Annotated in this window: 3 protein-coding genes; all 3 read left to right on the forward strand. The window is 33.7% G+C overall.

Annotation, left to right across the window (positions count from 1 at the left end; all coding sequences use genetic code 11):
• A partial coding sequence (locus SOM12_RS22680; RefSeq protein WP_320495608.1) for a hypothetical protein occupies positions 1-1,090 on the forward strand: 1,090 nt, incomplete at its 5' end.
• Positions 1,091-1,554: 464 nt separating this feature from the next.
• Positions 1,555-8,991 (forward strand): hypothetical protein, encoded by a 7,437-nt coding sequence (locus SOM12_RS22685; protein ID WP_320495609.1) that lies wholly within the window; start codon positions 1,555-1,557, stop codon positions 8,989-8,991.
• Positions 8,992-9,006: 15 nt separating this feature from the next.
• Positions 9,007-14,856 (forward strand): hypothetical protein, encoded by a 5,850-nt coding sequence (locus SOM12_RS22690; RefSeq protein WP_320495610.1) that lies wholly within the window; start codon positions 9,007-9,009, stop codon positions 14,854-14,856.
• Positions 14,857-14,862 lie beyond the last annotated feature (6 nt).

Raw genomic sequence — 14,862 nt, forward strand, 5'->3', positions numbered from 1 at the left:
GCCAAACAAAATTTTAAAAACAAATCTAAATGGTGAATTAGAGTTTAGCGATGCAAACGGTCTTCAAACCGAAAACTACAATGCACTTGATTGCACAACTGAAGGTAAAACCTTAGATGCCAGACAAGGAAAAGTCCTAAAGGATATGATTGATAATAAAACCGTAAATCTTGCGTCTGATGCAGAAACGCAGATTAACACTACTGTTTCTGAAGATAGTAAAATAGTTAGCCGTTCTAAGCTTTTCAATTGGTGGCAGTGGGTTAAGTCTCAAACACAAACAATTTCTGGAGCTTGGAATTTTACTAATAAAGTTACATTTGCCGCTGGAAACACAACGACACCATCGCTTATTATACCTAATGGAACTTTAACAACTACGCCACAAAACGGAGCCTTTGAACGTGATGAAAATGGTCTATTATGGGAGACTCATAATGGTGTTCGATCAAGATTAGTAAATAATTCTGAGGTAATTCTGATTCCATTTAAAGCAAGTAATAATATTCAAACTAATATAACAGGAACTGTTTCAGCTACCGCACAATCAATTTCAAGCAACACTATCGTTGGAAGTATTAAAAATTCTTCAGTGTTAAGATTAAATCTTTCTAATGAAGTTTACTTTTTGTCTAATAATCCTCCTTTAGGAAATATTGAACCAATAGAAGCCAAAAGTGAAGTTTATCTAAAAATTAACAATGGACTTTTTTCATCGCACTTTAGTGGAATTTCGCCTACAAATCAGATTAAAATTATAGAATTTTCAGGACTAAATAATAACGGACTAAAAATTTATCAAAGTCCCTTTTTAACTGATATACAAAATTCTGACATTACGTTATCTCAGTGGTCAAAAATACAATTTTTGGCACAAAAAATAAAGGATGGTATTACAACAAATGAAGGAGCAACATATTACTTGCGTGATGCTTCAAACAGTAGAACATTAGGAACTTCCGAAGCTTCTTTCTGCTTTGTTTTTGTCAATACAGTTACTTATGCAGATTCTACAAATAGTCAAGGAAAAAATAGTTCAAAAATAATTCGCTTAAATAACTACGCTCTTTATCTAGAAACAATCAGATAAAAACATTTAAAATAAAGAATTCAAAATTTAAGTCAAAAAAGAACTAGAATCTATATTCTTTTTTTTTAAATAAATCATTTTAAATAATTTATATCTAAATATCAAAATACATCACTTTTTCCATTTAGTATTTTCATCTTCTTTTTTCAAAACCAAATTCACTTCATCCACTCTCTTTACAACTCTGTAAAGCCCTAGAACACCCATGTTAAACCGCTAAGCAGCTCTTTTTTAAGCTCCATTTTTAAGCTCATCTTTACACTGTCAAAAGAAAAAAAGAGAATAAAAACCTCTTAAAAACAAAATCTTTTGAAAAAATTACTAGCCGAATAAATTGCTCAAACTGCTTAGAAAAATTCCTAAAAAGCTATGCTTTTACACCTACCTCAATGATTGGTTGGATCTAACTACAATTTAATCATTCCGAATACGAACAAAATTAAAGTCAAAAACAAAATTAGAATATGCCAACTAATCCCATTCCTGCGGTTCCGATTCCTACAGCAAGATATTATCCGAGATTGTCCGAGATAATCACTGTAGACGATTTACCAGAATTCTTATCGTTTGTCGAAGATGGCTTGAACTCCATTTTTGATAAAATTCATTACAAAAATTTACAATACTCAAAAGGATATCGTGGTGATTCTGCCTTTTACAGTCTTGATATTGTTTCAAGTACAAAACTGGCACTCCCTCTCCCTTTTGGTCTAGGTCTGGTTCTTAATCCAGATCTAAAAGACAATGATTCTTCTATATCATCATTTCCTATTACGTTAGAATATCAGTGGGAAATTCTGGCTTTCTTAAAAACATTCAGCGCCAGCAGCTTCTCTTTTTCTATGGAGGACTTTTATACGGTGGGTCTTCAGGTTTTCCGCATCAGCGAAGAACAAGTTTTAGCTCATATGATGAATATTTTTGTTGAAGCCGAAGAAGGAAAAACAAAATACGAACAGCTTTTAGAAGATATTAATGCGCTTCAAAATACTGATCTGGAATTTCCAACAGATGTAGAACAATCCATTGGCGGTATTATTGACCTCATCAACAATAGTACTGTAATTACAAAATCGACTCCACTATTATTATTCGGAACTTATATCGCTAGAGAAGGTTTTACTTTAGACGAAATCAAGCAAAAATTGCAAGATTTCTACAACATTGTAGCTCCAGACGGAATCGAAGCTCACATTAAAAGAATTATTACCCCAAAAGCAAAAGCAACTTTAGCTTTAAGCGCTGGAATTGAGTTTCCAAGAAACATCTTAAAACCTGTCGAATCTGATGGTTCTGATTATGGTACTGGCAATGAAAAATCGATGTTTATATTCGGTAAAGCACAATTGTATGCTGATACTGAAGAAGGTATTGGTTATCAATTAGAAATGGGAGGATCACTCGAGCCTAAAACTGCCATGATCGGCAATACGGGCCTACTTCTTGAGCTAGATACTTTAAAAGTCGATTTAAGCAAAAAAACCAATATTCCAGAAGCTGATGCAGACGGACGCCCAAATGATTTCGTTGGAGTTTATGCTCGTGCTGTTTCTGTTACTTTGCCCACAAAATGGTTTAATAAAGTTCCTGAAACTCCGGGAAGCACAGCTCCTACATTACAAATTGGGGCTTCAGATTTGTTAATTGGTACAGGTGGGCTTTCTGGAAATATTTATCTGGAAACAGTTCCAAGTACAGATGGTGCTTTTAGTTATTTTAATGACAAATTCAATTTTAATTATCCAATCACCATGTTCGAAAAAAACGAACAAAATGGTGTGGCCAATAAAAAAGAAATTGCTGATTACTCTTCTTTACTTGTCTTTTTGCAAGAATTGAACAGTAAAACTTTACCGTACGCATTTGATTATCCTTTATCGTTAACTACACTTTCATCAATAAATTCATCAACTATTGATGCTTCGACAACTTATATTTTTAATGATGCTAAAGATTATCAAAGCTTTCTGGCAGAACTTTACGACAATACACTTTGGAAAACTATTGGTTCTGAGAAAAAAGGATTCAAAGTAGGCTTCAATAAATTTGATATTACTTTCAAACAAAATAAAGTTACAAACTCTAACATTAAAGGTGCTTTAGAAATTCCTAAACTTAAAGAAAAAAATGGAGATCCATTAAAAGTTAACCTTGAAGGCCACTTAAATGATGAGGGAGACTTTAATCTTACTGCTTCATTTCCAAAAGATAATAAGCCAAAAGCAAATCTATTTAATCTTGTAGATATTGATTTCCATAGTTTCGAACTCGGAAAACAGGATGAAGATTACTATTTAGGCACGTCTTGTTATGTTTCTTTTCCTGAAGGAACTTTAATGGGAAGTTTATTAAAAGGAAAAGGATTTGAAGTTGAAAAACTGCGTGTGTACAGCGATGGAAATATTGAAGTTGAAGGAGGATCTATTCCGATTCCGATCAGTCTTTCTGTCAATTTAGGCCCAGTCCAAATGGCGGTCACGAATATCAACTTTGGTTCTACCCAAATTAACGGCCGTAAATATAATTTCTGGGGATTTGATGGTGCAATCAGTATTAATCCGCTTGGAGTTGATGCTCGTGGTGAAGGGGTTAAATTTTATTACTCTACTGATCAGAACTCCGAAAACGGTCTTAAAAAAGATTCCTTTTTAAGAATCCAAACTATCGAAGTCGATTTAATCATTCCAGGAACTGCTACGGAGGCTTCAGCTATGGCAATTATCAATGGTATGATTTCGCTTCCTGAACCAGGAAAATCTAAGGAATTTATTGGTGAAGTTGGCTTAAAACTGCCAAAAGCAAAAATTTCAGGAAGTGTCGGCATGCGTTTTATGCCTAAATATCCTGCTTTTTTAATTGACGCAAGCATTGAACTGCCTGTTCCTATTCCTCTTGGATTTTTAGCCATTAATGCCTTTAGAGGTTTATTAGGATTTAGATATGTCGCTACTAAAGAAGCTGTAGGATTAACAAAAGACGATACTTGGTATGAATATTACAAACATCCAAAACCGGGTATCAATATTAAAAAATTCAGTGGGCCACCAGATTCAATGCAGTACAATTCTCCATTTTCTATTGGGGCTGGGGCCACTTTTGGAACCGTTGCAGATGGCGGACATGTATTGTCTCTAAGAGCCATGCTTTTACTGTCTCTGCCTACTCTATTTTACATTGAAGCTGGACTGAATGTTATTTCTTCAAGATTAGGATTAATTGAAGATGATCCGAGTAATCCGCCATTCTTTGCCATGGTTGCCTTTGGAGACGATTCCTTAGAATTAGCTGCTGGAGCAGATTTTAGTATCCCGAAAGACAGCGGACAAATTATTAAGCTTCATGCCTTGTTAGAAGCTGGATTCTTCTTCAAAAATCAGAAGCCTTGGTATGTAAATCTTGGCTCTAAAAAAGATCCAATCACAGCAGAAGTTTTAACCTTATTTACAGCAAAATCTTTTATCATGATTTCTGCTCAAGGTATTGAAGCTGGAGCAAGATTAGATTTTAAATTACAGCAGAGTTTTGGCCCTGCCAAAGTCAAATTATGGGCTTATCTGGAAATGGGTGGAAAAATCTCATTCAAACGTCCTCAAATGGGTGGTTACATTAGCGCTGGCGGAGGAATTCAGATTAAACTTTGGATTATTAATGTTGAAATTGCTTTAGATACCATATTCTCTGTCGAATCATTTAAGCCTTTCTTGATTTATGCCAAATTAGAATTGAGCGTTCGAGTAAGAATTGCCATGATTAAAGTACGTAAAAACTTTACCGTTGAACTGCAATGGGATCTCAACCGAATTATTGATCGTACGCCATACAGCCCACTTCCAAAAGGAACAGTCGGAGATGGCGAAGATGACAGAACTTTAGAAAATGTCAAAGGAGTCCATATGTTGACTAATCAAGCTTTTGCTTTGGATTATTTCAAATCTGTTGGTGAAAAAAATTATCATAAAGACAAACTTTATCCAGACGGTATGCCAAGGCCTGAGTTTATTACCGCAGTAATTCCTTTAGATACTTATATCGATATTAAAACAGCTAAAGGATTAGTGCCAAGTACTGAATTAGCCAAAAAAGTTGGCGGATATACAGGTGAAGCCAAAAACTATACTGATTTGATGCCTCCTGAAGCGACATCTAAAGCCGGAAGACCAATACGTCAAGTTAAACATGAATACGGAATCAAATCGATCAATTTAAAATCTTGGAATGGCTCTGCTTGGGTAGATTATAATCCTTTTGAAGCGGTTGTAGAAAATAAGGAAGGTCCTCGTAATCAAGTTAAAAATTTACCTTGGGCACATTGGCAAAAAGCTATTGACCAATATGATTCTATTCGAGTATTAGCAACAAATCCGTTCTCGTTTTTAAGTGCGGCAGAACCTGGTTGGCATGTTCCTGAACAGTTAGGAATTACGTCTACAAAATTGTTTTGTGCTGCAACCGAAATCGAAAAACAGCATATGGATTTCCTTAACAAACAAATTGGAAAGCGTTACTATGTGCCAATGCAGTACGAAGCTGACAAAATCAATGGTTTGTTTTTCAAACTTATTGGCGAACTTCCTGTTATTGAAGATAAATACACGCTTGAAGGTGGAGATTTTATGAGTATTACAACTGATGAAAATCCTTTTGGCTATAATCGATCATTGTCTTTTAGAAATGAAAACGAATTAGAAATTATTTTCCCTGAATCTGGAATTGATCCAGAATTAAGGCTTACAACTCAGGCAAAAGAAGTAAAAATTACAGCTTATACTGCTACGTTTAACGATGGTGATAAATTAGTATCCTACATACCTGTTGGCTTTAGTAAAACTAAGACAGGCGTATTTTCGGCAGAACAAACTTACTTGAAAGCTGAATTTTCGAATGCAATAACCTTATACACTGAAGAAGTTGATGGCCAAAAGAAAAAGATAGATAAAATTGTAATTAGTCCTGTTTCTGCAAAAGCAAAACGCATTAGAGAAATTAGAAATGAGATTGCTGCATTATTTAATGATACTTATAATGAGCGAACAGGAGAAACTGAAATTACACTAACAGATCCTGTAAAAATTACCAAATACAATTCGTTAATGACTGAATTGTCAAATCTGAAATTGGATGCTGGTAATGAAAATCCTAATGCTGAAAGCAATCCAAATGCCTTGACTTTTACTCATTATTATGGTTATAATGGAAGAGCTTTATATGATTTTGATCAGGTAATTAAATTCAATGATTCGTATGTGATTACATTCCATCCAAAAGAGGATGCTAAAACTACTATTCTATTACATGTCAATTCTGATGGTGCTATTATCAGAGAACGTTTAATTAATGGAGTTGTAACTTCTCTACAGATTGTAAATGGCAATTTAATTGTAACTCAAGCCTTAAACGCAGAACAATGCAAAGGAATTGGGGAAGCAACGATCGATCTTGATTTTATTGTAGGATGTGTCTCTCCAATTGCTGCAACTGCAATTGTTGAAATGGATGAAGAACTAAATCCGATTTTAGGAACACAGTATTTGAATACTTATTCTTTAGGCTTTAATAAAGTATTGCCATTAGCCAATAATGACCTCCTTTGGATTAATAATACATCATCAAATGAAACACAAATCAGCTGGATTAAAGGAAGCGATAGAACTGTGGTTTATCGTTCTAAAGTTAACTCAGAAGCAGTTAAAGTTCTTCAGCATAATGAGAATGAATTTAGTTTGATTACTAAGGATAAAAAAGTTATCCGTTTAATTGTCAATAATGCATCAAAAGTAATTACAGTAACAGATACAAAAGCAATTTCTACAAATGAAATAGTTGAAATTGTCGATGCCATAATTGCGAATAATAAAACATTGCTTTCGGTTAAATTATCAAATGGCAAATATGCTCTGGCACAAATTGATGGAAATACTCTCTCGTTAATAAAAAATGACAACATTTTTGATTCGGCAATTTATTTATCTAATCAAACATTAAATGATCATTCGGTTGTAGCTTACAATACGCATTATTTGTTTGTATTGAATGAGACTTTAACCCAAGCAAGATTAATTAAAAGAGAAACAAATGTTACGGATGCTTCAATCATTCATATTCAAAATGAACCATCCGTAAATGAGATTATGATGCTTTCGAGCAAACCAAAAGAAAAGGGAGTTTATTTCTCATTGTTTAGTGATGCATTTGATAACTGTTCTTTACATCCTGCCGAACAAGTTTCTGTAACTGCTTCGACAGCTGCTCTAACAAGCGGAAGCATCAATTATACAGTATTGGATTTTATCAGTGGTTTAGATTTTAGAAGAAGCATTAAAACTTCCAACATAATTACAACTGATGCCATTATTTGTTCAAGTCTAGTAAATACTGAAGATCCAGAACTTGATTATACCACTTACATTCAGAGAGTAGATTGGTTTAGCAAAGAAGAGTATTATCATAATAAAACCATTTTGGATATTCCTGCTGTAGCTGAGGAGTTACAAGCGATGAAAAATGCTGTCGAAACAACAGTACAGCCAATTTGGAGACCAAATACGACATACTGTTTAGATTTTACCTTAACAGATACGGTTGATGATAATAAAAAGAATCCAACAGAATTTAAATATTATTATGGATTTAAAACTCTTGGTCCAATTGGGCACTTCCCGGTTAAGGATCCTGAAGCAATTGATCCTCAAAATCCGCCGGCGAAAAATGAATTGACAGCATTGTCTAAATCTCCGCTAACTTCATTAAGAAGTTATCTAGATTATAATCGTTCTTATCCAAATGCAGACGGAAGTTTATTACAGTCTAAACCTTCATTTTACGGCAACAAACAGTGTGATATTTCTTTATTCTTTACGAGTACTTATACTTCACACATGTTTAAAGATTGGGCTTCATACGGAACTGGAAAACCTGAGATTGAGGGAAAACTAAATCTTTTCATCAAAGATCCATTGACTGATCTGCTTATTGAATATCCAATAAAAGCATTGGAAGAAGGACAAGAAAAAATCGCTTATCCACAATCGATAGAAAAAGATAATAGCGAAGAATGGACTGATGATAATGATCCTAGAATTCCATTGGGTGTTAGAATGTTAAACAATTTTATTAAAGATCCTTCTAAGACGCGATGTACTCTTGAGTTAGGAGATCCTTTAAAACCAAAATCATTAAAATACAAAACAACTTTAACCAATTTAAAACCTTCTAAACTGTATACTGTTTTAGTCAATAACTTTTTTGATGGTGCGCAAATAGGAATTTCAAGCGAAAGCAAAAATATCCTGGTACATCAATTTGGATTCCAGACTTCGCGTTATGAAGATTTTAAAGAACAAGTTCAGAGTTATTTTGTTGATAAAGAAAAAACTAAAGAAGCTTTATATGATGTGAATGTTAATCTAGATCAGGAACGTATTGATGCTCTGCATTACTTAATCGCTCCTAAAACTGATAATGCTACAAATGCATTGAGCGATTCTATGGCAACAAAATATCAGCATTTGTTTGATCGTGCAACCGAAGGAATCTTAAAACTTTCTCCTCTTGATCCTGCACAAGGCACTGAGATAAATAAAATTATTGATACAAATACTGGAGCAACGATAGCACTTTTAGTTCGAAATCCAGAGCCATTTAATATTCCGAAAATGCCTTTAGAAGAAATTCAGGATACTATTTCTGTTTTAGATGAACTAGAAAATCCAATATCAGGATACAGTGTGCTGCATTCAAAAGACTACTCGCAAGCTTTGATTATGCATAACAGCAAAACCATTTCTGGAATAGAAAACTTGAAAATCAGGTTTAAATACAAAATGTGGAATAACGAAGGAAGTGGTTCTTTAACCAATACTCTTGATACGCAGATACTGCCATTATACAATACAAATCTTTAAAAAAATAAGAAAAAAATGAGTTCTATAAATCTTCAGGAAAACCAGCTCTCGGGCTGTGCAACTTATGTAGCAATTGTAGTCGACGAATCTGGTTCGATCAATGGAAGCGAAGCACAGCAAATCCGTGACGGGCTAACTTCATTTATCAATTCTCAGGCACAAAGTAATATTACACTTTCGTTAATCGGAATGTCTAACAGCGATACCGCTGTTAGACTCGATAACGTTATCCAGAAAAAAATCGCGAGTAATCGTCAGGATTTTATTAATTGGATTGATTTATATGGTCTTGGAAATGAAAGCATACAATCAGATTATTGGGCTTCTGGTTTAAATGTTGCCAAAAATTTATCTGTCACACCAGATATCGTTTTTGTAGTTACAGATGGTCTGCAAGTCAATAATTCTGAGTTTTTAAAAAATCTGTTTACTGAGCTCAATCTTAACTCGAAAGTTTTTGTGTACGGAGTAACAAGCTCGTTTGATACTATTGAAGAACTAACTACACCACTGACAAACTTTTTAGGAAGAACACCAATTTTAAAAAATGATCAAACATCTGCTTTAAATTCAGATTATATCAGAGTTTCAGATTTCAGTACTTTAGGAAATGAATTAAACAGACTTGCAACCAACTTATCTGATTTACAAATTGGCTGTTTTTCGAACGTAAGCATTGTTGACGACAATTTAGTTTATCCTTCTTTAAAGAAAGGTATTAAAATTAGTAAACCGTCCGGAACTTTAGTCCTAAAAAACAAAAGTCGAGTTGCGCTGACTTTAAGTGGTGGAACAAAAATTCATAAAGAAAAAAATCTAAACGGGCTTATTTTTAAGCTTGACAATTCGGTAACAATTCCAGGAAAATCTGAAGTAGAAGTTCCAATTCGAATTGAAGGGAAAGCCCTAGCGCTTGGCCATTTTTCAGCTCTAGTAGATGTAAACAGTGTTTTTAATCCTTTAGGAATTAAGATTGATTTTAATGTCGGTAGAGAATCAGCAATCATTGATATTTCCTCAGAAAAAACAAATCTGCAGTCAGCCTATTTACAAATCGCCGCAGCAGGTTCAAGAGGAATTGACAGTACAAAAGGAATTCATCTTCGATGGATGTTGAATGGCAAGTTAGGTGATAATCACCTTCCAAAAGGCAAATTGTATGATGGACAAAACTCTAATTCAAGCTTTAATAAACCTGATGACTTTGTAAAAGTCTACAGAGCACCTTATACAAAAATTAGTCAAACTTTAGATTTAACCCAAAATCCAAATGTTGTTGATAATAGAAAAGCACTTTGGATTTATAAAACAGCAAATCCACAAAGATCTGTTTATATTAATTTTAAAGATGATAAAAAATATAAATTAATTAAACTGGGCATCGATCCATTAACTAATCCTGTTGCTTTTATGCAAGCTTATGGAAATAGTTTGATTGAGATTGAAACCAAAACAGATTTATTCTTTGCGGCCGAATTAGATTTTTCATCTCCAAATGCTTCAAAAAGTGTAAAACTAGAAACTTTATCTGTTGCCGAAAACAAAATCACTGCTTCTAAAAATGTTAGCAGCCGTAAAACCTATACTTCAGAGCAATTAAACAATAAGATTCGTGTAGTTGCTGAAAATGGAAGAAGTATTCGATTTAAAGCTAATTATTGCCTTTTAAATGCTATTCAATTTGAGTTTTATTCAGATTTCATTACTAATGCCAATGTTAACGGAAACTGGATTTTAAAAGGAAAATACGGTCTTGACACAGATGATTTTAAAGTTTTTGAGCAGCTTGAACCAAAATTAAACGCTGTTCATGGAAAATGGTTGAAATTTAATGATGGTGAATATGTAAACATTAAAAACTATAAAGCAAAATGGAACAGACCTACTGTTGCAAATGATATTACTGATGAAAACATCAAAGATATTGTACTGGAATATATTGATTTAAGTAAATCAGGTAATTCTAGAGCAGAAAAAAATATCCCTTTTGGTGATCGTATCCCTATCAATGACCCAAAAGATGGAGAAGTTCAGGAATATGCTGAGAATTTAACCGAAATATCGTATCTAGATCTTTTGAATATTGCAGCAAACGATTATCACGTTGCACGTATGTTAGGTTTGGGCTGTTTAGATCTTGATGAAGAAGTTTATAATGGCGAGTACATTTACTTAACAGAATACACCACTTTCGGAAGTTTAGAAGATGGCATAGAAGGAAAAGAAATGCAACATCTTTCAATGAGTATTCCAACTTCTGTCCATACAGAACGTATGCCTCTTCCTGTGCAGTTAAGCAAAATTGTTCCAGGATTAAATGTTGATTCTGATGAAAATCCAAATAACAGAATTACAACTCCTGAAGGCTACAGTTTTGACGGAAAAAAAAGGTACGTGAGCTTGTTTATGGATGATATCATGGATTATGATACTGTAACTGTAACTGTAACTACAAATCCTAATTCACAAAATGACTTTTTCAAATCATCATTAGAATATGATGGAAGTACTTTTACTTTCCCTGTCTATTTAGGAATTGATCATAAAATTGCTTCTGAAACAAAATGGAAAAATCCAGAATTATCACATGATGTTGAATACAAAAGTATCAATCAAAATCTAAAAGAATCAGAATTTGAAACTGTTCCAATTAACATTCCTGAGACTGGAAAATCAGTTTTAAATGCTATTCAGGAACAAACTGGAGAAAACACCTATATCTATCAAGGATATGGAATTAATATTTTCTCAAGAGCGACATCTGGACGTCAAATTAGTATCAAATCTGATATCAAACCAGCCAATAATCTAATGCCTCCGAGCAATATAAATGCTCTTTTGGTTACAGAAGAAAATCCGTTATTGTTTACCTCTCAATCAGAACAACAATTATTAGGCAAGATTACTGGTGCAGACAAAACATTGGTCAGAATTATGTTTGATTATTATTCTGCTCAGGAATTGTTAAGCTATCCCGTTCCAGAAGGAATGTCTGTCGAAGAAGCAGAAAAGAATAAAAACTCTATTTTTCCTAATGACAAGGAAATATTGGCAGATCATTTTAAACTGTATTATAAAGATGGGCTTCCTGAAGTTGAATACGGTGAAATTGAAATTATTGACAACGATACTGCCAATAACCTTACTGCAATTGTAAAAATAAGAGAGTATAAAATTATCAGTAGCGGACAGGAAATTAAAATTGGATTAGATAATTCTAATAAAACGAGATTTGACGGAGGAATTCTAACGATTGGAGATCAAAATTATCTGATTCAAAATATCGAAGTTAAACTTAAAAAAGATGAAAATTCTAAGGATGTTTTTGATTATGCTTTAATTGAAGTACTTAAAAAGGAAGTAACTGACAAACTACATGCTGATGGAGATGCAACGATAGATTCTGAGCAGATTCAAAATATTGAACTTCCTGAAAGCAGATTGTGTACACTAGTGCAAAATATGCAGACAGCTTCTAACTGGCATCAGCCTCAAATTGGATTCACAGTTCAATATCCTGAGAATTTAAATGTAATTCATCGTGAAGTTATAGATCACACCAATGAAAACGGAGAGAATCTGCAAGTCGAAAAAACAAGAGGAGTTTGGAACAAAGCTGTAATTGAAAGAGTTTTTGAAGATTCGTACGAAATGCACGAAAATGGAGAATACAAAGTAAATGAAGAAGGCGATCTGATTCCGTTGCCAACCGAAAGAAAACATTTAGGATTATATAAAGTTATTTTCAAAAACTTTAGTTTACCTCAACATTCTCAATTTAAATCGGAGAAAGAAAACTCTGTGGAATGGTCAAATGGTATTGTCAGACTATTTACAAAAAGTGCTTTCAAAGAAGGAAATCCTGTTCCTGTAAAATCGAGAAAAGAGTTTAAGGTTTATAAAACCGAAAATATTGGTACAACTGGAAATCTAGTCTTATATATTGACGATCCTGATTTTAAACTTGGTAATTACGTCACACAAACCGTGGCGGAGGACTATGATGAAATTTTAGGTGCAGAAGACGGTCCTCGTACAAAAAATGGTTCGTCAAGTTACCCTAACGATTATGTATCTCAGTCTGTAAACTACTATCCGAGTTACAAAGTTTATTTGTACGCAGATCCTGTTTCAGGAATTACAAAAGAAAATATTCAACCAAGAGAAAATGAAAGTACGCACTACTCTAGTTTTGGAATCAGCACACATTCAAAGCCAGCTATCGGTTACAAATCAAAAATTAGCATTCCTTGTCCAATGTATGCTGTCAAGGTTGAAAAAACTAAAAAGCCTGAAGAGATTATCGGTGGAAGTTTGTATGCAACACGACCAGATTTTTACAATCGTTCGACTTTTACTTTTACGACTAAGTATAATCGAGAACGAAAACCTTATGGACTATTGCATTATAGAGCCAATGATGAAGATTTGTTGAATGTTTTATACAAACCAACGACAGTAAGTACTATTCGCGAAGAATTGAACAAATTGGGCGGAAATGATGAAATTGATTTCAACAAACGATGGGCAGACTTTTTAGATTTTAATGGACTTGCAACAAGAGGTCAATATGATGTTTTTCCAAAAAATAACCCTGAAGAAAACTATCAATTTCCATTGCCTGACAATGACGAATTTATAGAGTTAATTAATGATTTTATCAAATGGCATAATCAAACACAAAGTACACAAGAGCCAACAATAACTTCGATTACATCATTAAATCAAGTTTTAATTTCGCAAGGAGTCCAAAAGCCAATGTTAGCGGTTTATTTTATTGAACAAGCCCTTCATAACGCCTTTGTTCCATTAACTGAAGTGCCTGTAATTTATGAGTATATCAAGGGCAATAACTATACACCGGTTAATAAAAAACAAACCATCAAAGATAAAAACGGAAATGCTTTAAAACCATCTGATGCTGATTTTAACATTGCACCAATGATGAAAATGGTAAACGAAAGTGAAAATAGAGTCCAATTTACCGATTTTAATCTGGATGGAAACTCGCAAAACATTTATTTCTACGCTGTTCGCGAAATGGACATTAAAATGAATTTTGGAGAATTCAGTGACCTTTTAGGACCTGTAAAATTAGTAGCTTCTACTCCACCAAAAACTCCTGAAATCAAAAGGATTATGCCAATTCTTGAAAATCAGGTGTTGGGAATTAAACCTGCTGTTCAGATTGAATTAAATGCATATCAACCAGAGTACAAAATCAGGAAAATTAATATTTATCGCGCGAATACAATGCTCGAAGCTCAGTCAATAAGAACGATGAAATTGGCTAAAGAAATTGTAATTGATGAAGATACTTTATCTGCAGATTTTGAAAATGTATGGACCGTTTACGACAAATTTGAAGATTTAGAAGAAGTTCCTTTTGGCGATGGTCTTTTTTACAGAATCACGGTTTCTAAACAAATTGAGTATGCTGATCCAGAATCAACAACAGAAAATCGAAATATAAATATTGATTATACTCCGTCACAGCCTTCAAAAATTACAGCAACAGTTATTGTTGATAATGTTTCACCCGAATCTCCTGTTTTAGAAGCCTCTGGAACTGTCACGGGAACAAATGGAGGAATGTTTACTTCTGTAGTTTTCAACTGGGAGAAAACAGTTTATAATGGTAAATATCATTTATACAAAATGAACGGTCAAGGGAATTGGGAGAAGATTCATGAAATTTCAACAAATCTCAAAAATGTTGCCTTACCGCTTCAGCAGACTAAATTAAAAACGGATGAATTGATTATTAAGAATGAAGACGGTGACAGAATCTACCACCATTTTAAAGCAATCTCAGAAAACGCATCTGGCATGTTAAGCAGCGAGGAAAAAATCCTAACTCTTTAAAATTAA

It is taken from the genome of Flavobacterium sp. CFBP9031, from assembly GCF_034044945.1.
Classification (GTDB): domain Bacteria; phylum Bacteroidota; class Bacteroidia; order Flavobacteriales; family Flavobacteriaceae; genus Flavobacterium.